The following is a 24,656-nucleotide window of genomic DNA, read 5'->3' as shown; positions in this document are numbered from 1 at the left end:
TCATGATATTGAAGATTTCAATGCTTAAATATACATTTATGATCGGATTGGGTGTTTTGTCGCTGAACACCTTTGCGCAGGTAGATACAACGAAGACACCTGAAAGCAATACGCAACAATCGACCACAATCGAAGAAGTTGAAGTTATACGCGACTATCGACCGATTCTGGCGGACGCGGTTAAAATCCGGCGCAGTCCCAACCTCAGTGACACACGCACATTTCAACCGTCGCTGAACTATAACATCATGGATAAGCGACTTAACCTGCCTTCGGGTATGGGACAGTTGAATATTCAGGAGGTACAATCGACACGCCCTGACATCATGACAAATAACTATGCGAAATTGGGTATAGGCAATTTTAATACGATTCTCGGTGAGGTGTACGTGAATACTGGCACAGCAGATATCTACCAAGCCGGCTTTTACGCTAAGCATCTTGGTCAGAAAGGCGATTTGGAAGGCCAAAAGTTTTCTGAACAGAAGATAGGCGTATTTGGAAAACGTTTTATGGATGCTTTTACCTTAAAAGGCGAAGTGGGTTATAATCGTTATGGAACTGCGTTTTATGGTTATATACCTGAGCTTTACGCCGCTGCACTTACTCCAGAAAATCAAACCTTCAATGATTTCTACCTTTCAGGTGAGTTGCTAAAAAATTATGATCCAAACGCAGATGATGTGAGTTATTCATTGAAGGCAGATGCCTATCTATTCAGTGATGCGTTCAATGCAAAAGAAAATTCATTTGCGATCAGTGGGTATTTCAATAAAACTATTCAAGCGTTTAACCTCGGAGCAAACGTATCGGCCGACTTGACGACAGTGAAAGGAACCGATTACAGCACACCGAATAATATAGTGCGATTAAATCCCTATATCCGTTTCCAAGGAGAAAACTACAAATTGACTTTGGGAGCCAATTTCGTCGCCGAAAGTAATGATACCAGCCGGACCAACCTCTTCCCTTCAGCCGATTTCGAATTAGATATTGTCCCACAATTTGCGACGATATTCGGGGGCGTTAATGGAGATGTTACAAAAACGTCATTACGTACGCTGGCGCAAGACAATCCTTATTTGAACGAAAACATCAATATAAATAATATGGTTGATCGTTTGAATATTTTCGCAGGGGTAAAAGGTAATTTAGGAGCTACTTTTGGTTACAAAGCTAATTTCTTCTACCGTAAAATCGAAGATATGCCGTTATTTGTTAACAACATCGATGACCCAACACGCTTTGACGTCATTTACGATCCAGGCACCGAAGATGCCACCACAATTTCAGGCTTTGAAGGCGAGATCAACGTGCGTGTATCTCAGACTGTAAATATTGGAGGAAAGTTAAATATCAGCGATTACAAACTATCTACAGAAGATGAGCCTTGGTTTATGCCAACGGTTCGCATATCGTCTGACGCCAGAATTAATATTAGCGAAAAGTTATTTTTAACAGGAGAGGTTTTCTTTAACGGAGAAACTTCCGCCAGGTACCTCGATCCACTGATAGATTTCGGCGGTGAACCTCCATTCTCAGTACGGAAGATCCCAGCATTCGTTAACCTGAATGCCGGCGCGGAATATCGAATCACCAATCAGTTTGGCATTTTCGTTCAAGCTAACAACTTAGTGAACGATGCGTATGAGAAATACCTCTACTATCCTCATCTAGGTTTCAATATTATCGGCGGATTAAATTATTCATTTTAAATAAATAACTTTGCGTCGCAAAGATGGTCAATATAGGTTCAATTATAAGAAGAGAACTAGCAAATAAAGAAACATTTTATCTGCCTGGCGTTGGCATGTTCAAAAAAGAATATAGGCCAGCTTATTTTGATGAAGACAAACAGCTTTTCATTCCGCCCTCACACGCACTTCTTATTAGCAATCAGAAGATTGACCGTAATGCTCTTACAGAGTTTATAACGGGGAATCACAATTTATCTCTGAGCGAAAGTAAAAAGGTTTCATCGTCAATAGTCGATAAATTAGAAGATTGTATTTCCAGCAAACAGAAAGCGTATATCGAGGGATTAGGCGACTGCTTCGTAAATCCTCAAGACGAGCTAGTCATCATTCCCGAGGAAGAAACATCAGAGTTTAGCTTATACGACCCTATCGAGGAAGCCGAAATACTACCCATAAGAAAACAGGAAAAAAGCTTAGAAGCTTTAGTAGCAGAAACTTCTTCTGAAATTGAAACAACCAACAATACAGATAATTCAGAGACCGAAACAGTTGATGAAGATACATTCGAACCGATTGTGTTAGACAATGAGCTGGATGATTCAGCATTAGAAAGAGACTCCAAAAGATGGCTTTGGCCTGTTATTGGCATTGCCGCATGCATCATAATTGCGGGAATATGGTTTCTGATGCCAAGAGGAAAGGAACAGCCGGCAATAAACCAACCGGTTGCTACGGCTCAGACAGAGAACGATCAAGACTCTCTTTCAACGCTACAAGGAGAAGGTGCCACCGCACTGACCGTATCGGACACATCAACCGTCACCGACGCCGTTGCGAACAACAATCCCGAAGAAATCATCAGAAAACCTAGCGGAAGATATGAAATCATTATCGCTGCATTCGAAACCATGACAGAAGCAAAAGATTTTGTTAACAAAACAAATGCAAAAGGCTATAATGTTTATATATTGCAAAATAATAGACCCGGTAATATGAATAAGATAAGTTATGCTACGTTCAATACCTCGGCAGAAGCATCTGAATCACTTTCACGGGTAAGAGAAGAATTAGCCAAAGAAGCTTGGCTATGGGAAAATAAGAACTATAATATCAATAATCAAAACTAAAGAATAATAACACCTATGCTATTACAAATTGACACCACCCTACCATTGGATACGATGATGACGGCGGCAGAACAAGTAGTTCAAGAACCAGAAAAACTGCGTTTTATTGATCTCCTAATTAAAGGAGGGTGGGTAATGCTACCCTTGGCACTTTTGCTCTTAATAGGCTTAGTTATCTTCATTGAAAGATACCTCACCATCCGCAAAGCAAACCGCTTTGAAAAGAATCTGATGGTTCAGGTGAAACAAAGCATCCTCTCCGGAAAACTGGAATCAGCATTAGCAATTTGCAGAAACAACAACGGCCCTCTCGGGCGTATGCTCCAGAAAGGACTTCTAAGAATCGGTCGCCCAATTAAAGAAATTGAAGGTGCTATTGAAAATGTGGGTAAACTTGAAGTTGCTAAACTTGAAAAGAACATCAATATTTTAGGAATTATTGCCGGGATCGCTCCGATGATGGGGTTTGTTGGTACGATTATCGGTGTAATTGCAATTTTCCATGAAGTGGAGCTCGCTGGTGTGATTGATATTGGTACCGTATCTGGCGGACTCTATGTAAAAATGGTATCGTCAGCAACCGGATTAATTATCGGTATCATCGCCTATATTGGTTATCATATCCTAAATGAAATGGTTGAACGTATCATCCTTCGTATGGAAACAGATGCAATTGAGTTTATCGACCTCCTTGATGAGCCTGTATCTTAGCGGTCAATTTGTTTTATTTAGAATTTAGTAACTTTGTTATAATAGCAAGTAAATGAAAATTAGACGAAGAAGGGAAAAGCCGAAAGCAGAGGTGCACACCGCAGCATTGAACGATATCATGTTCTTTTTGATGCTGTTCTTCCTCTTAGCTTCGGCTGTGGCCAATCCACAGGTAGTAAAACTCTTATTGCCAAGATCCAGCTCGGGCGAGCAGTCGTTGGCAAAGAAGACGATTACAGTGTCAATCACTGAAAACCTGGAATATTTCATAGAGAAGGAACCTGTACCCGTAGAGAATTTATTACCTGCTTTACAGGCATACGTTCAACCGGGAGAAGAACTGACAATTATGCTATATGTCGATCGGAGTGTTTCTATCAGAGATGTGATCGAAGTAATGGATGCGGCTAATCAATTACGGATAAAATTGGTATTGGCAACCGAACCAAAACCACAATAAGGATTTAATAAGATGAGTTTTCACCAACAAGAGGACAATTATTACCCAAAAGCAATTGGGATTTCGGCGGGAATCATGGTAGTTCTTTTTATTATTAGCTACTTTATTATCCTTGGGAATCCGATGCCTCAATTTGGAACTGGAGGCATCATTGTAAACTATGGAACCTCACCAGTTGGTATGGGTGATGATTATATGAGTATTGACGAGCCTTCGATGGATCCGAATGCTAATGAAACGAGGCCAGACCGTGTCGTTCCCGATGCATCTCCTGAGCCCGTAGCCTCGCAACAAACAAGCGACAAAGCCATCGTTACTCAAGATATGGAAGATGCACCCGCAGTTGTCACGAAGGAAAACAGCCCAAACCCAACGCCGGTAGCAACACCAGAAAAAAAAGAAAGTAAACCTACCGTAAACCCCAATGCCTTATATACCGGCAAGAAAAATAATGCATCGGGAACAGGTGATGGAACAGGCACTACAGCTGGAAATCAAGGGAGCAGGCAAGGAGACCCTCTTGCTGCCGATTATGGCGAAGGAGGATCAGGCTTTGGTGATGCGGCTCTTAGTTTGGAAAACAGGCGCTTTGTTGTTGCTCCTCAAATTGAAGACAACGGCCAACAGTCAGGAAAAATAGCTGTTGAAGTCCGCGTAGACCGTGATGGAAAAATTATATCTGCCAGAGCAGGTGTCCGCGGTACTACAATTTCGAATAATGCCCTATATGAAAAATGCGAACGGGCAGCACTTGGCGCACAATTAAACCGTCTCGAAAAAGCACCTCCTGTACAAACGGGTGTCATTGTCTTTAACTTCAAGTTGAAATAGCTTAATCAAGCTTAATCCATGCAATACCAAGAGACTCTGGATTATCTCTATAACAGACTTCCTCTGTTTAGTCGGATAGGCGATGCCGCTATAAAAAAGGATTTATCGAATACCTTAAAGATCTGCGAAGCCTTAGGCAATCCACAAAAGAACTTCAGGTCAATTCACATCGCTGGAACGAATGGAAAGGGTTCTGTTTCCAATATGCTAGCCGCAGTACTTCAGCAGGCTGGCTACAAAACAGGAATCTATACCTCGCCTCACCTCTTAGATTTTAGAGAACGGATACGGATTGACGGAGAAATGATATCCCAACAAGAGGTTGTGGACTTCGTTGAAAAACAGCAAGATTTTATCGAAACTCTTCAACCATCCTTTTTTGAGGTTACGGTTGCTATGGCGTTTCATCACTTTTCCGAACACAATGTAGATATCGCGATTATCGAAACAGGCTTAGGTGGGCGGTTAGATTCTACCAACGTTATCCATCCTACACTATCGGTTATTACCAATATCAGCCTCGATCATACCCATATGTTGGGCAATACATTACCGCTGATAGCGCGCGAAAAAGCGGGGATCATCAAACCTGGAACCCCTGTTATTATCGGCGAGAAACACCAAGATACAACCAGTATTTTTCTTGACACCGCCGCAAACACCGGCAGCGAAGTTATTTTTGCGCAAGATGAATGGACAGTCACAGTTGAGAATAAAAATGATGAATATCTAAGCTTACAGGCAGAAAATCTTAAACATAAAACTGCAGAAGCAGCTTCAACTTCACTCCCAACAACCTTCAACATTAAGCTGGATCTGCCCGGTAGCTATCAAGAAAAGAACATCTTGTCTGTCCTATCAGCTGTTAACGAGTTAAATCATCAAGGTTATCAAATCTCAAAAACCAATATAGTTGACGCGCTTGCTCATGTTAAGGATTTAACCGGACTCATGGGACGCTGGCAAACACTCAGGAAAGAACCACGCGTTATATGTGATACAGGGCATAATGAAGCCGGTTGGAAGGCAGTTATAAGCAACTTACACGACGCAAAATACCAACACCTCCATATGGTGATAGGGATTATGAAAGATAAAGATATAACAGCACTCCTTTCACTTTTACCGACAAATGCCACCTATTACTTCTGCAATGCGGCTTTCGATCGCGCCCTTCCTGCATGCGAACTAGCCCGGTTAAGCCAGGCTTCTGAACTTCAGGGCCAAGCTTACGCGTCGGTTACTGATGCGGTTCAATCTGCCCTGCAAAATGCAGGTAAAAAAGATTTGATTTTTATCGGTGGCAGTACTTTTATTGTCGCAGAGGCACTCACTCTGTTTGTTTAATTAACTTAATTTTATCCTTTTCGGCCTGACTCATATTCTTGAATTCTTTGTAGGAATCCATGATATACAAACGGATCTGTTCATCGTCCGACTGCTCAACAAATTCATAAGACGGTCGAAATTTCACCATAAACAAGTCCAAATCACGCCCTTTTAGAGGTATAATCGGTGTGATAATACCTTCATTAAACCTAGCATTAATTACCCGGTTCTCTTTTTCTTCAATCAACAATTCATAACGCCTTCGGGCTTCCTTCGCCTCCCTCCCAAATAACCGGGACGGAGAAATCGCAATCCCTCCACCTTGAGCCGTGTGAACCGATTTGCCACGCTCCCGCGCAAGCCGAATCTCTTCTTCCAGCTGTACATCAGACAAATCGGTTATTTCAACATCTTCCAGGATGTTAAAGTCTTTCAACGGTGTCATATAGACCCGCTTCAGCTCGTGGTCAACTACAACCAGGGTATCTAAGCGATATCCGGGATAACCAAATGTCAATAGATCGTTCACATTGGCATCTATCGAAAACTCTCCTGATGCTGTCGTTTCAACAAGCACATCGGTACGCACATTTTTTACTTCAACTTGCTGAATAGGTTTCGAACTATCCAACTCCATAACAATCCCTTTCAGTGTCTGCGCTTGCGCTCCAGACACGAGTAGGATGAACAAGAAAAATACGACTACCCTCTTCATTCCAAACATTTAAAAAGCCTGCTATCGTATTAACAGATTAGCAGGCTTTTCGTTTTATTATTTCTTCCAGGTATTATTACTCGGATTTGAGTCCGGTAATACTTTGTCCGGATCGAGTTCTACCTTCACAACATCTTCAGACGTTTCAAATAGAAAATCCCATGTAATATTTCTCTCCCAGACCTCAACCGGTAGTGTTACGCGAGTCGTCTTGCCACTCGCAGTCGTCACATCAGCTATTACCGGCATCGGCAGCTTTTCCAAATTAATAATGCTAATTACGGCACCCTCAGACTTCTGTGCTACATTGGTTACCGCCTGATCAAATTGCCAATTATTTTCAAACCAGCCCCTCCAGAACCAAGATAACTTTTGACCCGACACATTCTCCATTGTTCTAAAGAAATCATCTGGTGTTGGGTGTTTATACGCCCACTCATTGATATAAGCACGCAAAGCTTTATCGAATCGCTCCGGTCCTAAAATCACATCCCGAAGTAACTTCATTCCAAACCCAGGCTTATAGTATGCCAGAATCCCCATGTGACGCTCGTTCATAACACTCGGCGCAGTCATAACAGGTTCAAGCGCAGGATTTGTTAACAAAGCCGCCATCTTATTTGCATCTTGTTTGCCGCGATAATATTCGCCGTTATTAAATTCTTCAGTAGAAATTCCGTTTAGAAAGGTGTTAAAACCTTCATCCATCCATGCATGAAGGCGCTCGTTACTGCCCACAATCATCGGAAACCAAATATGACCAAACTCATGATCGGTAACCCCCCATAAGCTTGCTCCTTTCGCCTTATATCCACAGAATACAATCGCCGGATATTCCATACCTCCCACATTTGAAGCTACATTGACCGCAACCGGATAAGGATAGTTGAACCATTTTTCAGAATAATGTTCTACAGATGCCTTAACATATTCAGTCGACCGCTCCCATGCATTACCCCCATTACTTTCTTCTGGATAAGCAGATAATGCAAAAGAAGTCTTCCCGTCTTTGAGATTAATTTTAGCCCCATCGATGATAAACGCAGCGGATGACGCCCACGCAACATCCCTTGTATTCTCTAACCGGTACTTCCATGTAAGCGTCTTTGATTTCGATTGACTTGCACCCTGACGCACTTCTTCCTGAGAACGAATAATAACGGTTTCATCACTGCTTTGTGCCTTGTTCCATCTCTTTAATTGTTCTGCTGTTAATACCTCATCCGGGTTTAGTAGCTCACCGCCCAAAACAACAAAATGATTACTAGGTGCCGTAATTTCCACATCGATATTACCATAGTTCAAATAAAACTCTCCAGGTCCTAAATAAGGATCTGTATTCCAGCCAAGCACATCGTCAAATACCGCCATCCGAGGGTACCACTGCGCTATCGAATAGATATCACCATTCTTAGTCTCCAAGATACCCGTACGGTCAGATCCGTACTTTGGAACAACATAGCTGTAGTCTATTGTCAATTGCGCTTTCCCTCCGTTCTCCTTTAAAGCTTCAGGAAGGTCAACCTGCATTCGCGTATCGCTGATGGTATATTCAACATCACTACTGCCCAACCTCACAGACTTTATATTGTAACCTCCGTCAAACTCTTCCCCTTTCGCACCGTAGCGGCTATCTGTTAGCGGGATTATCTTATTTCCAATCGCATCTTCTTTGAACATATTCTGATCCAGCTGGATCCACAAAAAATCAAGCGCTTCCGGACTGTTATTTGTATAATCTATTGTTACTGAAGCAGTAACTGTTCTATTTTCGTCATTCAATGTAGCTCTCAGCTTATAGTCAGCGGCATTTTGCCAATACTTTGGTCCCGGTTTACCCGACGCCGAACGGTATTCGTTCCCGTTTGTCTGATAAAAGCCTGGTCTAAATGCCTCCACATAGTCATAATTGCTTTCTGTTTGAGCGAAAGCCACGCCCGAAAGACATAGCATACCCACCAAAGCCTTCAATGGTAAAGTGTTTGATAATCTCATATTCTCAAGATTGCTTAGTTTATAATAATTTATCTGTGTATTCTTCGTTATCGAACCCTAAAATAATAGGCCCCTTCCCTTCGATGATTGGTCTCTTAATCAGGGAGGTATGATTCTGCATTAATTGACTTGCAGTTTCAGGTCCGTTGACCCCTTCCTGTACCTCTTTGTCCAGTTTACGCCAAGTTGTCCCTCTTTTATTTATTAACGGCTCCCATCCCACTTCATCTTGCCACTCAGTAATTTTATCTCCTGCAATCCCAGACTTTTTATAATCATGAAATTCATATTCCTTTCCATTTTCCTCTAGCCAATCGAGAGCCTTTTTAACCGTATTGCAGTTTTTTATACCATAAACTTTTAACATATCCTTGTTTAATTATTTATTAAAGCGAGTCATTGTCAGTTCCAGACCGACAGATACAAAACTTTGTGTCATCTCTACGGCATGTTCAATAAGCGACGGCAGTTCCGGCAACTCCTCTTCGTCAAACCCACTCAGTACATAATCTACCTGACGCCCTCGTGGAAAATTGTCCCCTACTCCAAAACGCAGCCGGGGGTAGTTCTGCCCCCCGCATAACGCTTCTATATTCTTCAATCCGTTATGCCCCGCGCTACTGCCTTTCGGTTTCAAACGTACCTTACCAAACGGAATTGCAATATCATCGACAATCACCAGAACATTTTCCATCGGAATTTTCAATTCCTTCATCCAGTAGTTTACAGCCTTACCGCTCAGGTTCATGTATGTCGTCGGTTTAATAACGTGGACAACCCTGCTTCTAAATTTAAATTCTGAGTAATACGCATATTTCAACGTTGAATAGGAAGCACCTGCCTTCTTCACCAGCTCATCGGCAATCATAAAACCAATATTATGTCGCGTATCTGCATATTCCTGGCCAATATTACCAAGACCAACAATTAGGTATTTCATCTACTGGGTTTAATTAGATTCAAAAATAACAAATAATAATAAAGCACATAAAAAAAGGGCAGTGATTGTGGATCACTACCCTCTTTTTTAAAGTTTATTGCAAAAATATTACTTCGCTGCAGCTTTTGCTTCTTGCTCTGCCTGACGAAGCGCACGAGACATCACTACCGATACAATGGTATCGTCACTGTTGTTCAATACTTTCGCATCATCAAGTTTCACTTCTCTAACGCGCACAGACTTACCAACTTCTAAGCTATTTAAGCTAACTTCAATAACTTGAGGCATATTAGCCGGCAATGATTTAACACGAAGCGTACGAAGCTTCTGTATTAATTTACCACCAGCACGTACACCTGGCGATGTTCCGGTCAACTTAACCGGAATAAGCATAGTCACTTCTTTCTTATCATTTAATTCTAAGAAATCGATATGACGAATTTGATCGTTCAATGGGTGAAACTGTATTTCCTGAACAATAGCTTGGAACTTTTTACCATCCAAGTCTAAATCTACGAAATGAACATCGGGTGTATACACCAACGATTTCAAATCAGCTGCGGACACTGCAAAGTGGTACTGTTCCTTCCCACCGTAAAGAACTGCAGGCACTTTGCCTTCATAACGCAATTCCTTAGCGTCTCTTTTCCCTACGTTCCCTCTTAGGGAACCGCTAATAGCAATTGATTTCATATTTATTATTATTTATTAATTTACTACTGAATATTAAAAAGATTACTGATCGACCCGTGCTCATTTACATTTTTTATTGCCTCGGCAAACAATTCTGCAGTCGATAATACTTTAATCTTTTCACTCTCGTGTTTCAACTGGATGGTATCCGTTACGATCAACTCTGTCAAAGCAGATTTTTCGATCGTTTCATAAGCATTGCCTGATAAAACCGGATGTGTACACACCGCGCGAACACTATTTGCCCCTTTCTCCATAATCAATGACGCAGCTTTAGATAAGGTACCGGCCGTGTCACAAATATCGTCGATCAATACAATGTCTTGTCCAGTTACATCCCCGATAATTGACATCGATTCGATCTCATTGGCACGCTTCCTTTGTTTGTCACAAATCACCACCTCCGCATTAAAATACTTTGCAAACGTACGTGCTCTGTGTGACCCACCCATATCCGGCGATGCAATCGTCAAGTTCGGTAGGTTCAACGCCTTTATATGAGGAACAAAAATTACAGAAGCATCCAAATGGTCAACCGGGATATCAAAAAAACCCTGAATCTGCGCCGCATGCAAATCCATCGTCATAATACGGTGTGCACCTGCTGCAGTTATTAGATTAGCGATCATCTTTGCGCCGATAGCTACCCTTGGTTTGTCTTTCCGATCTTGGCGAGCGTAACCGAAATAAGGAACCACCGCAGTAATATAATGCGCTGAAGCACGCTTTGCCGCATCAATCATCAGCAAGAGCTCCATAATATTATCTGCCGGCGTATTCGTCGACTGAATAACAAAAACATCGCTACCGCGAACAGATTCATTATAAAAGGGCTGCATTTCACCATCGCTGAAGCGCGAGAGGGTTTTTTCTCCTAGCTTTTTCCCGTAGGACTCAGCAATCTTTTCAGCCAGTTCAACATTACTTGACCCGGAAAAAAGTTTTACTGTGTTAAATTGTAAAGGCATGGCGCTATACTCATTTTAAAAAAACAAACTCGGGCTGTTAGCAACAACCCGAGTTCTTATTTCAGTTGCCCGACCAGGATTCGAACCTAGACAATCTGAACCAAAATCAGATGTACTACCTTTATACTATCGGGCAAAATACCTCTTATTTAAGGCATCTCCGTTATCGGACTGCAAATATAGAGCGATATTTTATATGTTGCAAACATATTTTATTTTTTTTCTCCAAACAGCTCTAAATCCGCTCGATATTTAAAGAAAATATAGGTAATTCAATTCAAATACTTATTTTCGATTTTTATTTGAGACATATATGATGACTTATAGCAAAGTGAACAACCTGTTGGGTTGGTTAAGTTTCTTAATAGCGACAACAACTTACATATTAACGTTAGAACCAACAGCAAGTTTTTGGGATTGTGGTGAATTTATCGCTGCAGCCTATAAAATGCAGATTGTTCACCAACCCGGAGCCCCGCTTTTCCTCATGCTCCAAAACCTCTTTTCTAACTTTGCTATGGGAAATCCGGCGCTCATCGCCTATTGGATGAACGTAGGCTCGGCGGTTTCCAGCGGTCTAACGATCTTATTTCTTTTTTGGACAATTACAGCACTCGCCCGTAAAGTCATCGCACCCCGGGATGCTGAACTAACCCAAACACAACTGATCCAGATCATGGGTGCGGGACTGGTTGGCGCATTGGCCTATACCTTTTCCGATACATTTTGGTTCTCAGCGGTTGAGTCTGAAGTATACGCCATGGCGTCTCTGTGTACCGCAGTTGTATTCTGGGCGATACTCAAATGGGACTACCATGCAGATGAGCCTTATTCAGAAAGATGGCTGATCTTAATAGCCTATGTAATGGGCCTGTCAATCGGTGTCCATTTATTGAACTTACTGACTATTCCTGCACTTGCACTTGTTGTTTATTTCCGGAAGTCGACGAAACCAACCAACAGTGGCACCATCAAGGCGCTGCTATTAGGCTGCGTTATCCTAGCCCTTATTTTATGGGGCATCATCCAATACTCAATTAAAGCAGCTGCCTATATCGACCTTTTCTTTGTCAACTCACTTGGACTTGGATTCGGGTCAGGCATCATTCTTTTTGCCGTTTTGGTGATCGGGGGACTGACGTACGGTATTATCTATTCGATAAAACACCACAAACCAATGCTGAATATTATGTTGCTGTGTGTTTCTTTTATCCTGATCGGTTACAGCTCTTTCGCTATGGTAGTCGTTCGTGCCAATGCTGACCCAACCTTAAACAACAGCGACCCAGACGACACATTTTCCATTTTAGGTTATTTAAATCGTGAACAATATGGTGATGATCCGCTATTCAAAGGTCCGTACTTCGATTCACAACCCATTGAATATGTCGAAGGTTCCGCTATTTACAGAAAAGGCGAAGACAATTACATTAAAGTAGGCAATAAACCCAAATACAAATATGACCGTGAAACCTTTTTGCCGCGGATTTATAGTTCCGAACATGCACAGGTCTATCGTAACTGGTTAAACCTTGGCGAAGGTGAACAACCCAGCTTTGGAGATAACCTTAGCTTCTTGTTTTCTTACCAGATCGGACATATGTACGCCCGGTATTTTATGTGGAATTTTGCTGGTAGACAAAACGACCAGCAGGGCCATGGCAATTTTACAGACGGAAATTGGATCAGTGGTATCTCATTTATTGATCAGATGCGATTGGGTGGACAGAACGCTCTCCCTGATTCACAGAAAAATAATCCATCAAGAAATACCTATTTCTTTTTACCATTGATCCTGGGCTTGCTTGGCGCTTTCTGGCATTTTAAATACAATCAAAAAGATGCAGGGATCGTAGGTCTGCTCTTCTTTTTCACAGGTATAGCTATTGTACTGTATCTCAACCAAAACCCGATGCAGCCAAGAGAACGTGATTACGCCTTCGCGGGATCATTCTACGCCTTTGCTATCTGGATCGGGTTTGGAGTTTTGGCAATTAGCGATTTTATCAAGAAGAAAGCCAATCCAAAAAATGCTGCTATTGCTGCTACTGTAATCGGTTTACTGGCCGCACCAGTACTCATGGCCTCCCAAAACTGGGATGATCATAACCGGTCTGGGAAAACTACCGCACGTGATTTAGCTATTAACTACCTAGAGAGCTGTGCACCAAATGCCATCCTGTTCACCTATGGAGACAATGATACTTACCCATTATGGTATGCTCAGGAAGTGGAGAACATCCGACCAGATATACGCGTTGTAAACCTGAGTCTATTGAGTGCCGACTGGTACTTAAGACAAATGAAAGAAAAGGTTAACGAGGCCGATGCACTACCAATCAGCATGAAGAACGAGCAATTCGTTCAAGGTGTACGAGATATTATCCGCTATACCGATTACGGTATCCAAGGTCATATTGAGCTACAAAATATACTCAACATCTTACTATCCGATAACCCACAGGATAAACAGCCAATGCAAGATGGCAGTCGTGAAAACTTCCTGCCTACCAAAAATTTCAAATTAACGGTAAATTCCGATGATGTAATAAAAAATAATGTTGTTCCCAGCACCTGGCAAAACCAAATTGCAGATTCGTTGGTGTGGACTTACCCTAGAAACTATGTCAGCCGTACTGAGTTGGCTATTATGGATATACTTGTCCACAACAATTGGGAAAGACCTATTTATTTCGCGCGGACGGTACCAAGTGACAATTACCTGGGTCTTGACAACTATCTTGTATCTGAAGGTTTTACCTATCGTTTGATGCCTTTAACCCCAGACACAACTCAGAGTCCTGATCAAATGGTAGAAAAGATTAATACGGAAGCTATGTACACCAACACAGTGGACAAGTTTGTATGGGGTAATCTAAAGAATGCGAAATATCTTGATCCGGAATCCTATGGAATGTTGAATCTGATTATGAACAACTTCAACACGTTGAGCAATGAGCTTGTAAAAGAAGGCCAAATGGATAAAGCAAAGAAAGTAATGGCACGTAGCCTGGAAGTAGTTCCTGACAAGATCTATGCGATGCGCGAGACGATTCAGAAGCAATCCATGGCCGAAAGTCTTTACATGGTAGGCGACATCGAAAATGCAAATCGGATCGTGACCAATACAACGGACTACATTGAAGATAACCTCAATTATTTCTTCACCATTGCTGAAACCAAACCCAACCTGGAGATGAATAACATGCAATTAGGCATGTATGTACTTCACGCCTTGGATCAGCTTACAGCAGAATACAAGCAAACCGAAGAAAACACACGCCTCAAAGAACTCTTCAAAAGTTTTGAGACACGCTATCAGATGTCGGGGCTGAATTAAAATTTATTTAAACCTCTATAAACATGAACAGCATCGAGAATCTCGATGCTGTTCATGTTTATAGAGGAATGTACCTATCGTTTATCCTACTGCTCCACCACGACACCCATCTTGCAGAACTTATCAATACGTTCTGCCACCATTTCATCCGTATTCTTAGCTATTAGCAACTCCAGGTCGGTCAATATTTGCTGTTTAACTGTCTGCCCTATCAATGCAGGGTCTTGATGAGCACCACCAAACGGTTCAGGGATAATCCCATCAATCAAACCATTAGCCAGCATATTCTCTGACGTCAATTTTAGAGATTCAGCAGCGCGCTCTTTATAATCCCAACTCCTCCATAAAATAGAAGAGCACGATTCTGGTGAAATTACAGAATACCAGGTATGTTCTAACATATAAACACGATCGCCAATACCGATACCCAAGGCACCGCCAGATGCACCCTCACCAATGATTATGCAGATAATCGGAACCTTCAGAACGGACATTTCCAACAAATTCCTGGCTATTGCCTCGCCTTGCCCCCGCTCCTCTGCTTCCAGACCAGGATACGCACCCATGGTGTCAATCAAGGTAACAATCGGCTTATTGAATTTTTCCGCCATTTTCATCAGGCGCAAAGCCTTCCGATATCCTTCAGGGTTAGCCATACCAAAATTGCGAAACTGACGTTCTTTTGTGTTTTTGCCTTTTTGGTGACCGATAACCATAACCGACTGATCATCAATATTTGCCCACCCGCCAACAATCGCCTTATCATCTTTCACCGTCCGATCGCCGTGAAGTTCCAAAAAGTTATCACACATCATCGAGATATAATCCAAGGTCTGCGGCCGATCTGGGTGCCTTGACATTTGCACCTTTTGCCAACCCGTAAGATTGCCATAAATATGCTCACGCGTCCTTTGCAATTCAGCTTCAAGCTCACTGATGGTAGCTGACATGTCAACCTTTGTCTTCTCAGCAACTTGTTTTACCTTATCAAGCTGACCAAGTAAATCATCTATGGGTTTCTCAAAATCGAACGATGTTTTCATTTTTTCGTATTTAACCTATTTACAAACAGGGCTGCTAAATTAGGTATTTTTTATGAATTCCTAACAAACGCTGTCAATAGCTTGTATTGCTATTTTCCTTAAAGCTATGCCGGTTGAACCCAAATCTACTCGGTGGAATAGCCGTTTGACCGAGTCCACATCGGGAGCATTGGGGTACCACCAAGGAGACACCCATAACAAGTCCTATACAAGTCTCAATGAAAACAACTCTCAAAAGATTTCCGTTTACCTAAGTACGCTCCTCGCGGTTACATACTTCAGGCACCCCAGCTTTTATATCATTTATACGCATCGCTATATGCATCACAAAAAATATTACAATTTTTTTGCTTATTCAGAACAAAATTCCGAATATTGCAGTCCTTTAAAAAGAGGAATTAATGCGGATAACCGCCTTAACCAGATAAAAAACACTCCTGAATAGCTCAGCTGGTTAGAGCATCTGACTGTTAATCAGAGGGTCGCTGGTTCGAGCCCAGCTTCAGGAGCAAAATTTTTACCCGTACAACGTGTTATAAAAAGACCACTGCGTACGATTTGACATAACGAATAACCAGTATAAAGAAATTCCTGAATAGCTCAGCTGGTTAGAGCATCTGACTGTTAATCAGAGGGTCGCTGGTTCGAGCCCAGCTTCAGGAGCAAAATTTTTACCCGTACAACGTGTTATAAAAAGACCACTGCGTACGATTTGACATAACGAATAACCAGTATAAAGAAATTCCTGAATAGCTCAGCTGGTTAGAGCATCTGACTGTTAATCAGAGGGTCGCTGGTTCGAGCCCAGCTTCAGGAGCAAACAAAAAAAGCTGTTTTTCGATAAGAAAAACAGCTTTTTTGCTTTTTAAACGAGGATTAGAGACATCTTCGCTTGGCCGATCGGGTTCTCCGGTTCGGTGTGATTTACATAGTTTTTTGTTGAACTTCACGTCATTTTGTTACAAATATGTAACAGAAATTCTGGCGTGCTTAAGGAAAAAATTATGGCAACCGTAAGCGCAAAAATTTATGAACATCACAAGAAAGCTGATGGCACTTACAATGTGAAAATCTGTGTCTATCACAAAGGTAAAAGAAAGTACATTGACACGACCCATTACGTGGTCAGAAAGCAACTGACCAAAGATTTCAAGATCAAAGATCCGTTTGTTGCGGATGTCGTCGAGCGACAGTTGCGGGACTGCCGAAAAACGATCAGCGATCTGGAGACAAAGCTCGACCATTTCTCTGCGGAAACCCTGCGGGATTTTCTAAGGGATATGGACGAAGATGTTGATTTCGTTAAATTCTGTGACGAGCATATCAAGGGACTAAAAGAGGTTGGAAGAATCAAGAGCGCAGAAAATTTCAATGTTGTGCGTAACAGTCTCGTGGACTACTTCAAGACGGACTCCTTTTCTATAAATCAAATTCATTACACGATGCTCCTGTCGTATGAACGCTACTTGAAATCCGAACGTACCATGACCCGAATAAATCAATTTGGCAATCCTGTCACGACAACGGTAAAAGGTGTGAGCAGTTCGGCGGTACATAACTATATGCGAGACCTCCGCACCTTGTTCAACGGTGCAAGAAACCGTTACAACGAAGAGGATATTGGTATATTCCGCATCAAGCATTATCCGTTCAAAAAATACAAGGTCGGTTCGCCACCGCCACGGACGAAAGAGAAGCACAACACCCTTGCAGAAGTTGTGGCTATCAAGAATTGTGTTACAAAATCCGGTAGCCGTGCAGAACTTGCCAAAGAACTGTATATGCTTTCGTTTTATCTCTGTGGTACAAATGCTGTAGATTTTTATCAGATAGGCCAACAGAACATCAGAAACGGACGGCTTGAATACAACCGTTCAAAAACTACGGAACGGAGAAAGGACAATGCCTTTATCAGTATCAAAATCACGGATGAAGCGAAACCCTTATTGGAAAAGTATATCGGCAAGCTGGCAGCACGTTATTCCACTATCGGATGCCTGAACAAAGCTTTGAGCAAAGGAATGGAGCAGGTATGCCGTATGACGGGGCTGGCGGGCGTAACATTCTATTGGGCAAGGCACACCTTTGCCAATACCGCAAGGAATGATTGCCGTATGTCCAAAGATGATGTAGCCCTTGCACTGAACCACGTTGATGAGGGCAACCGTACAACTGATATTTATATCGCCAAGGATTGGAAGATTGTGGATGATGTGCAAGGGAAAGTCATTGCACGGCTAAGAAAAGCTGAAGCAAAGCTGATGGGAATCCTTTTTTTGTTGTAAAAATTGTGTAAAACGTTACGATTAAGGAACTAAAAATACTAGAGGTCAATGATAAATGTGTTAAAATAGGATTATTTTGCAGATAGAGTTTATCCCAAATAATCGTTTTCTAATCTTTGTCTTCTGTTCACTAAATCAAGTTTACAATTACTACGACTGATAGAAAACAGTTCGATATAAAACTTTTTTTTAGAAAATAGTTTGAATTCAAATTATTTGTTTTACATTTGCACAATGAAAATTAAAGAAGCTACAGAAATAGCTAAAATAGCAGAATTGATGGAAGTTATGCGGGATATCCGGAAAGCTTTGTATTTACATTTTTCACAGAAAGTGAAGGAATACAAACTCGATGTTACTATGGAAATGCTTGAGGTACTGTATGTTCTGTGGAATAAAGACAATGTCAATCAACAGGAAATCGTTGATAAGACAAACCGAAATAAGGCAAGTCTTACTTCGTTGATTGATAATTTGACAAATCGTGGTTTGGTTGAAAGAAAACCTGACCCGACCGATAGACGTAATAATTTGATTGTATTGACCGAACAAGGTAGAAGCTATCAAGAAAAATTAATTCCGATTCTCGATGAAGTATATCAATCTTTTCAAGTGGATATTTCTGCTGAAGAAATGAGTAATACAGTTGATATACTCAATAAGATGCGTAATAGAATTAATGACTAAGTCTATTTTTTTGAATAAATAGTTTGAATTGAAACAGTTTAATATAAAATTAATGAAGATTAGAAAATTAGGTCCGATGCTGATAGCAGGTATATTGTCGATAAGCACAATGTACGGACAGGAACGCAAGATTTCTGTGGATGAATTGTTTGAGCTTGCTAAAGAAAACCACCCAAATCTGGCAGTGTCAAAAGCAGATATTGATATTGCAAGGCAAGGTGTTGAAGTTGCTAAAAACGCACAACTTCCTTCATTCAGTGCCGGATTGCAAGCATATTATTTGGGCGATGCACATATCATCGACAAAGATTTTTCCAACTCTACACGAGTAGATATGCCGCACTTCGGGAATACGTTTTCCGTGGAGGCAAGCCAATTGATTTGGAAAGGTGGTTTGGTCAAAAATGGTATCAAAGCGCAAACTTTGCAAGAGGAATTGATGGAGCTCAATTATCAATCGAACGAGCAGAATATCAAACTTTTGGTCTTGGGTTATTACTTGGATTTGTACAAGTTGCTCAATCAAAAAGATGTCTATCAACAGAATATCCAGTTGGCAGAGCAACGTATCGACAACATCAATAAGTTTTTTAACGAAGGAATGGTCACTCGGAATGATGTTATCCGTGGCGAATTGCAATTGTCTAACCTCAACTTGGCATTGCAAGTAGTAGAAAATAACCGTCAAATACTCAATAAACAGCTTACCACGGCGTTGGGATTGCCAGAAAGTACACAAATTGTGCCTGACGAAACCTTGCTGAACGACGTTCCAAAAGCATTGTTGATGGACGATTACAGAACGTTTGCTCAGAATCATCCAACGGTATTGATGACCAAAAAGGCGGTGGATATTTACGAAACTTCCGAAAAAATTGCACGTGCAGATATGATGCCTTCACTTTCGGCATTTGCAGGGAATCAATTGGCTCGCCCGATTACGACATCTTCGCCTGTGTTAGATATGTACAACCACGGTTGGAGTGCCGGACTTTCGCTGAATTTCAACATCGATGCCCTATACAAAGCACCGAAGAAAATGAAGCAGGCACGTTTTGAAAAAGACAAAGCTGTTGCTCAGGCAATTGAAACTGAACAAATGATTGATGTTGCTGTGAATGCCGCTTATGTCAAATACAACGAGGCATTGACGCAAAACAACACATTGGGTACAAACAAAAATTTGGCAGATGAAAATTACAGGATTATGAACAGTAAATACAACAATCAGTTAGCGATTTTGCTGGATTTGATTGATGCAAGTAATCAGAAATTAGATGCGGAATTGCAGTTTGCCAATTCGGAAATCAGTATTGTATATGCATACTACAAATTGTTGAAAGAAAGCGGGAATTTGTAAAAAGAAACAAAGAGTAAGGAATTAAGATAAAATAACAAGGATAATATTTCCCATTTGGGGATTTAAATAAATACTAAAATGTCAGAAAATACAAATAACAACCAAGAAAACACACCGCAAGATGTTCAACAATCTGCGGAAACGAGAAAGGAAAACAAGCAAAAGTCTAAGCAGAAAAAGACCAAAATCCTCAATATTTTTATACTTATTTTGGTTTTGGGTGGGCTTTATTTTGTAGTAAAAACTTATTTCAATGTTGGGAATGATAAATATACCAATGCTGCACAGGTAGAGTCGTTCATCAACCCGATTAACACACGGGTTTCAGCGTATATCAAAGAAATTCATTTTGTAGAACATCAATACGTGAAAAAAGGCGATACCTTAATGATTTTGGATGACCGTGAAATCATCACACAATTAGGACAAGCAGAGGCAGCTTATATGGCGGCTGTAGCATCTAAAAATGCGACGTCAACTTCGGTCAAGACAGCAGCCAACAATGTCAATACGGTCGGTGCAAATGTGGAAGCAGCTAAAGCAAATATCGAAGCGACCAAAGCACGGTTGTGGAATGCCGAGCAAAACTTCAACCGTTACCAAAACTTATTGGAAGACGAAGCTGTAACTCGCCAACAATTCGACCAGATAAAATCGGATTTCGAGGCACAAAAAGCACAACTGGAAGCTCAGATTTCACAATATCAATCTGTGATTAACTCCAAAACGACGAGCGAATTGTCGGTAAACGAAGTGCAGGCAAGATTAAGTATGAACGATGCCGAAATCAAACGTGCCGAAAATGCGTTGGAAATGGCAAAGCTAAATCTTTCGTACACCGTGATTACCGCTCCACACGACGGAATAATGGGTAGGAGAACTGTTAATGTCGGACAATTGTTGAATCCAAGTCAACAGGTCGCTACGATTGTAGATACAGAAAACATTTGGATTACGGCAAATTACCGTGAAAAACAAATGGGTAATGTAGAAATCGGCGGTTTGGCTACTATCAAAGTAGATGCCTTGGGCGGAAAAGCCTTTGAAGGAAAAATTACCGCAGTTTCGGGAGCTACTGGAGCAAGATATGCAGCTGTTCCGGTAGATAATTCAACGGGTAATTTCGTGAAAGTACAGCAACGTATTCCTGTTCGTATCGAATTTACTGAAAACAATAAACCCGAAGAAATCAAGCAACTTCGCACCGGTATGAACGTGGAAGTAACATTGAAATAGTTAACTCATCACTCCTCCCTCTCCTTTGGAGAGGGTTGGGGTGAGGAAAAACAAAATTTATGTACAATAAAGCACCTTTTGCAAGTTGGGTTCCTAAACCTGTGATGTTGTTATTGATTTTGGGAATATTATTCCCAGTGATGACCGTTTCGGGCGTATATACGAGCAACATCACGGATATTTCGGGAGCTTTAGCAACTTATACAGAATATATCTCGATGGCTAATAACGCTGGAGCCATCGGGATGGGCTGTGCCATTATGATACTGATGCGCATCAAGATGCGTTTCCGTACCAAAGAAATCATTGCCGGTTCAGCAATTATCCTCGCCATATTATCCTATATGTGCGGAACAACGGACAGCCCTGTTGTGTTGATAGTATGTAGCTTACTTATAGGCTTTTTCAAGATGTTTCCGTTGATTGAAATGGTTTTGCCAGTGATGTTCATTCTTTCTCCAACAGGTGACCGAGGGAAATTCTATGCGATATTCTATCCGTTGTCTATTGGGTTTGCACAACTTTCGGCGTATTATTTTGCTCAGATGGTATTCGACGGCAGTTGGCAGACACCGTATTTGTTTATGTCCGCAATAATGTTGGTGATTGCAGCACTATCACTTATTTTTCAGCACAATCAACGTTTTGGTTTTAAGATGCCACTGTATCAAATTGACTGGTTTTCACTGGTTGTATTCGCAGCTTCGATGATGTCGCTGAATTATTTCTTTGTGTTTATGAAACAGCAAAACTGGTTTCATTCACCCAATATTGTTGGTTCGCTGATGATTGGCGTGGGACTATTTATTGCCTTAATATACAGACAAAATTCCCTCAAGCGGAAGATGCTTGATTTTTCGGTTTTCAAAAAGAGAAATGTCAGTCATTCGTTAATATTGTTGCTGTTTTTGGGCTTATATCTGGCAAGTTCCTCGGTTTATACACAGTATGCGATTGGTGTCTTGGGATACAACAATCTAGTTAATGCACACACCAATCTTTGGATGATACCTGGTATCGTCATCGCAGGAATACTGGCGTTTTACGGCTTCAAAAATAAATGGTATCTCAAGTATTACATTGCTTTAGGATTTGTATTTTTTGCACTGCATACGCTTTGTCTTTATCTGATTATTCAACCTCAAATGGACATACGTTACCTTGAATATGCGTCCATATTAAAAGGTCTGGGAATGGGTATTCTGTTTATTGGGATATGGTTTTATGCCTCGCTCAACCTGGGAATGAATGAGATGATGGGAATGATTGCTGTATTGATTGTCGTTAGGTCTTTTCTGGCTACAGCTCTTGGTGGTGCCATTATCGGGTGGGCAAGTTATCAATCACAATGGCAAAGCTTGAACGATATTTCGATGTATCTCGATGCAGGAGCTATTCCGAACGGTATGGCAATTTACCAAAACATTAGTCTGAACGCGTTAATGGCTTCAGGAAAAATCGTATTGGGAACATTGACTTGGTTGGTTGTGCCGATATTGATTTTCATAGCAACACATTCTTACGGTAGTTTCCATTACAAACGAGTGGTGTTATTACGTAAAAAGATTAGAGGAGACTCCATTAAAGGATATAGGTTTTAGAAATTTTGAAAACTAATAAAATGAAAAAAATATTGTTTTTAACGGATTTTTCTAAAGTAGCCGAAAATGCTTTTATCTATGCATTGTCCGCTGCGGAGAAAATAAAGGCAGAAGTTCACATTCTTCACGTTACACACATTATAGAGACGAAAGATGAAGAGGAACAGAGTCGCATACATCCTTTTGCTGCCTTCTATAACGAACAACTGGAATCCGACGAACGGTCTGATTTCAAAGTCGAGGCTGAGAAATTGGAAAAGATTGCAGAGGACAATAACAAACTGGGAATTCCTGTAGAATTTCATTTTGAGAAAGGCTATTTTCAAGAGGTTGTAGATGATTATATTGATGAATTGGGTATTGATGTCGTCGTGATGGGGACTTCCGGAGCGAATACGGTCGATAAAAAACTGTTTGGTTCTAATACCGAAAAATTGATGAATCATTTGGAAATCCCTTTGCTTGCCATTCCAGCGGATATAGCTTTTTCCGAAGTACGGAATTTTACCCTCGCTGTAATGCTGAACGACGACGAATATAAAATCGTAAATCGTTTGAACGAAAGTTTGCAGACTTTTGGAGGAAATCAGCTAAAATGTGTGTATGTGGCAGGAAGTGAACAGGAAATAGAGAAAGTCGAGACGAAGATAGAACAATGGAAATCGAATATCAGTAACCCTGAATTTTCGTTGGAAATCGTCATAAATCCCGATGTAATCGACGGATTAAACGATTTTATGAACAGCAACCCAACTGATGTGTTGTGTGTGATTCATCGGCACAAGAGTTTTATGCAATGGCTGTTCAGAGCCAATTACAGCAAGCGTTTGCTACAATATTCAAACACCGCTTTACTGATTTATAACAGTAACTGATTTCGATTTAGTACCAAATTTTATAGTTATTTTTAACAAAATTTTTAATTCAAAATAGATTATTATGGCAACATTTCTCAAAACCATTCGCAACACCGTAAAACACTGGTATATTCCGGCAATCATTGGTGCGTTATTCATTCTCCTTGGAGGCTATTTATTCACAGTTCCAGCAGCGACTTATTTAACACTGACTATATTTTTCAGTTTGACTTTCTTGTTTTCTGGGATTTTAGAAATCGTGTTTTCTGTTCAGAACAAAGACGAACTCGAAGGTTGGGGCTGGTACCTGACGAGTGGAATTTTTGGTTTACTGATTGGTCTTGTTTTAGTTGCAAAACCCGAAGTTGCTGCAACTACACTGCCGTTTTTCGTAGGATTTAGTTTGCTGTTCCGTTCTTTCCAAGGATTAGGATTTGCCTTTGAACTGAAAAATTACGGTGTCATCAAATGGGGTAATCTGGCAATTTTGAGCGTATTGGGGATAATATTCTCGTTTCTACTAATCGCTAATCCGATTTTTACAGGAATGTCATTGGTCGTATTAACAGCTTTATCGTTTATTTTTGCTGGAATATCTGCTATTGTATTGGCTTTCCAATTGAAAAAACTGAAAACACTTCCCGGCAAATTAAGAAAAGAGCTAAAAGACAAAATCGAAGATTTGAAAGAGGAGTATTACGAAGTAATTAATGGCGATAAAAATTAATTTTTTCGTTAATAGAGGACAACAAATAGATTAATATACAGACTTATATTTTAA

Annotated in this window: 21 protein-coding genes and 4 tRNA genes; 17 read left to right on the top strand and 8 right to left on the bottom strand. The window is 40.9% G+C overall.

The genetic code is table 11. The features are described from left to right. The first annotated feature begins 2 nt into the window (after window positions 1-2). From D3P12_RS05590 to D3P12_RS05565, 6 genes are read left to right on the top strand one after another with little or no spacing between them, the layout of a single operon-like run. Window positions 3-1,715 carry a TonB-dependent receptor gene (locus tag D3P12_RS05590; protein WP_118194065.1) on the top strand — a complete coding sequence of 571 codons (1,713 nt, stop codon included), beginning with the start codon at window positions 3-5 and terminating at the stop codon, window positions 1,713-1,715. Window positions 1,716-1,738: 23 nt separating this feature from the next. Beyond that, the gene (locus tag D3P12_RS05585) at window positions 1,739-2,824 is read left to right on the top strand and encodes an SPOR domain-containing protein (protein ID WP_118194064.1); all 1,086 of its coding nucleotides are present in this window, start codon (window positions 1,739-1,741) and stop codon (window positions 2,822-2,824) included. A gap of 15 nt (window positions 2,825-2,839) precedes the next feature. Further along, window positions 2,840-3,535: a MotA/TolQ/ExbB proton channel family protein gene (locus D3P12_RS05580; protein WP_118194063.1), complete on the top strand. Its 696-nt coding sequence runs from the start codon at window positions 2,840-2,842 to the stop codon at window positions 3,533-3,535. A gap of 52 nt (window positions 3,536-3,587) precedes the next feature. Further along, window positions 3,588-3,995 (top strand): ExbD/TolR family protein, encoded by a 408-nt coding sequence (locus D3P12_RS05575; protein WP_118194062.1) that lies wholly within the window; start codon window positions 3,588-3,590, stop codon window positions 3,993-3,995. 12 nt (window positions 3,996-4,007) lie between these two features. Beyond that, window positions 4,008-4,826 (top strand): energy transducer TonB, encoded by an 819-nt coding sequence (locus D3P12_RS05570; RefSeq protein WP_118194061.1) that lies wholly within the window; start codon window positions 4,008-4,010, stop codon window positions 4,824-4,826. A gap of 18 nt (window positions 4,827-4,844) precedes the next feature. Further along, a complete protein-coding gene (locus D3P12_RS05565; RefSeq protein WP_118194060.1) occupies window positions 4,845-6,173 on the top strand; it encodes a bifunctional folylpolyglutamate synthase/dihydrofolate synthase in 1,329 nt (442 codons plus the stop codon). Here the strand turns inward: D3P12_RS05565 and D3P12_RS05560 are convergent. The 7 genes from D3P12_RS05560 to D3P12_RS05530 form a co-directional block, all read right to left on the bottom strand. Then, the gene (locus tag D3P12_RS05560; protein WP_157970259.1) at window positions 6,157-6,870 is read right to left on the bottom strand and encodes a hypothetical protein; all 714 of its coding nucleotides are present in this window, start codon (window positions 6,868-6,870) and stop codon (window positions 6,157-6,159) included. The genes D3P12_RS05565 and D3P12_RS05560 overlap by 17 nt on opposite strands. A 57-nt stretch (window positions 6,871-6,927) precedes the next feature. Beyond that, window positions 6,928-8,865, bottom strand: a complete 1,938-nt coding sequence (locus tag D3P12_RS05555; protein WP_118194058.1) for a M1 family metallopeptidase — start codon at window positions 8,863-8,865, stop codon at window positions 6,928-6,930. Window positions 8,866-8,884: 19 nt separating this feature from the next. Further along, on the bottom strand, window positions 8,885-9,232 hold the full coding sequence (locus tag D3P12_RS05550) for an ArsC family reductase (protein ID WP_118194057.1): 348 nt from the start codon (window positions 9,230-9,232) through the stop codon (window positions 8,885-8,887). A 12-nt stretch (window positions 9,233-9,244) separates the two neighbouring features. Beyond that, window positions 9,245-9,805, bottom strand: a complete 561-nt coding sequence (gene pth / locus D3P12_RS05545) for an aminoacyl-tRNA hydrolase (RefSeq protein ID WP_118194056.1) — start codon at window positions 9,803-9,805, stop codon at window positions 9,245-9,247. Window positions 9,806-9,913: 108 nt separating this feature from the next. Next, window positions 9,914-10,498: a 50S ribosomal protein L25/general stress protein Ctc gene (locus D3P12_RS05540; RefSeq protein ID WP_118194055.1), complete on the bottom strand. Its 585-nt coding sequence runs from the start codon at window positions 10,496-10,498 to the stop codon at window positions 9,914-9,916. Between the two features lie 23 nt (window positions 10,499-10,521). After that, window positions 10,522-11,466, bottom strand: a complete 945-nt coding sequence (locus D3P12_RS05535; protein ID WP_118194054.1) for a ribose-phosphate pyrophosphokinase — start codon at window positions 11,464-11,466, stop codon at window positions 10,522-10,524. A 65-nt stretch (window positions 11,467-11,531) separates the two neighbouring features. Continuing rightward, a tRNA-Gln gene (locus D3P12_RS05530) sits at window positions 11,532-11,602 on the bottom strand. Window positions 11,603-11,782: 180 nt separating this feature from the next. Here D3P12_RS05530 and D3P12_RS05525 point away from each other — a divergent pair. Continuing rightward, the gene (locus D3P12_RS05525; RefSeq protein ID WP_118194053.1) at window positions 11,783-14,806 is read left to right on the top strand and encodes a protein O-mannosyl-transferase family; all 3,024 of its coding nucleotides are present in this window, start codon (window positions 11,783-11,785) and stop codon (window positions 14,804-14,806) included. A gap of 86 nt (window positions 14,807-14,892) precedes the next feature. Here the strand turns inward: D3P12_RS05525 and D3P12_RS05520 are convergent, their stop codons facing one another. Then, window positions 14,893-15,849: an acetyl-CoA carboxylase carboxyltransferase subunit alpha gene (locus D3P12_RS05520; RefSeq protein WP_118194052.1), complete on the bottom strand. Its 957-nt coding sequence runs from the start codon at window positions 15,847-15,849 to the stop codon at window positions 14,893-14,895. 435 nt (window positions 15,850-16,284) lie between these two features. Between D3P12_RS05520 and D3P12_RS05510 the strand changes: the two genes are divergently transcribed. The 10 genes from D3P12_RS05510 to D3P12_RS05465 all read left to right on the top strand — a co-directional run bounded on the left by D3P12_RS05510 (window position 16,285) and on the right by D3P12_RS05465 (window position 24,602). Continuing rightward, window positions 16,285-16,358, top strand: a tRNA-Asn gene (locus D3P12_RS05510). 80 nt (window positions 16,359-16,438) lie between these two features. After that, window positions 16,439-16,512 (top strand) — tRNA-Asn (locus tag D3P12_RS05505). A gap of 80 nt (window positions 16,513-16,592) precedes the next feature. Next, a tRNA-Asn gene (locus D3P12_RS05500) sits at window positions 16,593-16,666 on the top strand. A gap of 187 nt (window positions 16,667-16,853) precedes the next feature. Then, window positions 16,854-18,134, top strand: coding sequence for a phage integrase SAM-like domain-containing protein (locus D3P12_RS05495; protein WP_165438719.1), 1,281 nt, complete (start codon window positions 16,854-16,856; stop codon window positions 18,132-18,134). 234 nt (window positions 18,135-18,368) lie between these two features. After that, complete coding sequence (locus D3P12_RS05490) at window positions 18,369-18,821, top strand: MarR family winged helix-turn-helix transcriptional regulator (RefSeq protein WP_099371737.1); 453 nt, start codon at window positions 18,369-18,371, stop codon at window positions 18,819-18,821. A gap of 52 nt (window positions 18,822-18,873) precedes the next feature. After that, window positions 18,874-20,181 (top strand): TolC family protein, encoded by a 1,308-nt coding sequence (locus D3P12_RS05485; protein WP_214649548.1) that lies wholly within the window; start codon window positions 18,874-18,876, stop codon window positions 20,179-20,181. A 78-nt stretch (window positions 20,182-20,259) separates the two neighbouring features. Then, window positions 20,260-21,417 carry an HlyD family secretion protein gene (locus tag D3P12_RS05480; RefSeq protein ID WP_099371736.1) on the top strand — a complete coding sequence of 386 codons (1,158 nt, stop codon included), beginning with the start codon at window positions 20,260-20,262 and terminating at the stop codon, window positions 21,415-21,417. A 59-nt stretch (window positions 21,418-21,476) separates the two neighbouring features. Next, the gene (locus D3P12_RS05475) at window positions 21,477-23,018 is read left to right on the top strand and encodes an MFS transporter (RefSeq protein WP_099371735.1); all 1,542 of its coding nucleotides are present in this window, start codon (window positions 21,477-21,479) and stop codon (window positions 23,016-23,018) included. Between the two features lie 20 nt (window positions 23,019-23,038). Next, complete coding sequence (locus D3P12_RS05470) at window positions 23,039-23,893, top strand: universal stress protein (protein ID WP_118194050.1); 855 nt, start codon at window positions 23,039-23,041, stop codon at window positions 23,891-23,893. Window positions 23,894-23,957: 64 nt separating this feature from the next. After that, the gene (locus tag D3P12_RS05465; protein WP_099371733.1) at window positions 23,958-24,602 is read left to right on the top strand and encodes an HdeD family acid-resistance protein; all 645 of its coding nucleotides are present in this window, start codon (window positions 23,958-23,960) and stop codon (window positions 24,600-24,602) included. Window positions 24,603-24,656 lie beyond the last annotated feature (54 nt).

The sequence above is a fragment of the Pedobacter indicus genome (assembly GCF_003449035.1).
Lineage (GTDB): Bacteria > Bacteroidota > Bacteroidia > Sphingobacteriales > Sphingobacteriaceae > Albibacterium > Albibacterium indicum.
This window is presented reverse-complemented; position numbering and strand designations above follow the sequence as displayed.

What these genes read in the sequence shown, in the direction of transcription:
- D3P12_RS05590 (WP_118194065.1), top strand. Translation starts at nt 3, where the DNA reads ATGATATTGAAGATTTCAATGCTTAAATATACATTTATGATCGGATTG.
- D3P12_RS05585 (WP_118194064.1), top strand. Translation starts at nt 1,739, where the DNA reads ATGGTCAATATAGGTTCAATTATAAGAAGAGAACTAGCAAATAAAGAA.
- D3P12_RS05580 (WP_118194063.1), top strand. Translation starts at nt 2,840, where the DNA reads ATGCTATTACAAATTGACACCACCCTACCATTGGATACGATGATGACG.
- D3P12_RS05575 (WP_118194062.1), top strand. Translation starts at nt 3,588, where the DNA reads ATGAAAATTAGACGAAGAAGGGAAAAGCCGAAAGCAGAGGTGCACACC.
- D3P12_RS05570 (WP_118194061.1), top strand. Translation starts at nt 4,008, where the DNA reads ATGAGTTTTCACCAACAAGAGGACAATTATTACCCAAAAGCAATTGGG.
- D3P12_RS05565 (WP_118194060.1), top strand. Translation starts at nt 4,845, where the DNA reads ATGCAATACCAAGAGACTCTGGATTATCTCTATAACAGACTTCCTCTG.
- D3P12_RS05560 (WP_157970259.1), bottom strand. Translation starts at nt 6,870, where the DNA reads ATGAAGAGGGTAGTCGTATTTTTCTTGTTCATCCTACTCGTGTCTGGA.
- D3P12_RS05555 (WP_118194058.1), bottom strand. Translation starts at nt 8,865, where the DNA reads ATGAGATTATCAAACACTTTACCATTGAAGGCTTTGGTGGGTATGCTA.
- D3P12_RS05550 (WP_118194057.1), bottom strand. Translation starts at nt 9,232, where the DNA reads ATGTTAAAAGTTTATGGTATAAAAAACTGCAATACGGTTAAAAAGGCT.
- pth (WP_118194056.1), bottom strand. Translation starts at nt 9,805, where the DNA reads ATGAAATACCTAATTGTTGGTCTTGGTAATATTGGCCAGGAATATGCA.
- D3P12_RS05540 (WP_118194055.1), bottom strand. Translation starts at nt 10,498, where the DNA reads ATGAAATCAATTGCTATTAGCGGTTCCCTAAGAGGGAACGTAGGGAAA.
- D3P12_RS05535 (WP_118194054.1), bottom strand. Translation starts at nt 11,466, where the DNA reads ATGCCTTTACAATTTAACACAGTAAAACTTTTTTCCGGGTCAAGTAAT.
- D3P12_RS05525 (WP_118194053.1), top strand. Translation starts at nt 11,783, where the DNA reads ATGACTTATAGCAAAGTGAACAACCTGTTGGGTTGGTTAAGTTTCTTA.
- D3P12_RS05520 (WP_118194052.1), bottom strand. Translation starts at nt 15,849, where the DNA reads ATGAAAACATCGTTCGATTTTGAGAAACCCATAGATGATTTACTTGGT.
- D3P12_RS05495 (WP_165438719.1), top strand. Translation starts at nt 16,854, where the DNA reads ATGGCAACCGTAAGCGCAAAAATTTATGAACATCACAAGAAAGCTGAT.
- D3P12_RS05490 (WP_099371737.1), top strand. Translation starts at nt 18,369, where the DNA reads ATGAAAATTAAAGAAGCTACAGAAATAGCTAAAATAGCAGAATTGATG.
- D3P12_RS05485 (WP_214649548.1), top strand. Translation starts at nt 18,874, where the DNA reads ATGAAGATTAGAAAATTAGGTCCGATGCTGATAGCAGGTATATTGTCG.
- D3P12_RS05480 (WP_099371736.1), top strand. Translation starts at nt 20,260, where the DNA reads ATGTCAGAAAATACAAATAACAACCAAGAAAACACACCGCAAGATGTT.
- D3P12_RS05475 (WP_099371735.1), top strand. Translation starts at nt 21,477, where the DNA reads ATGTACAATAAAGCACCTTTTGCAAGTTGGGTTCCTAAACCTGTGATG.
- D3P12_RS05470 (WP_118194050.1), top strand. Translation starts at nt 23,039, where the DNA reads ATGAAAAAAATATTGTTTTTAACGGATTTTTCTAAAGTAGCCGAAAAT.
- D3P12_RS05465 (WP_099371733.1), top strand. Translation starts at nt 23,958, where the DNA reads ATGGCAACATTTCTCAAAACCATTCGCAACACCGTAAAACACTGGTAT.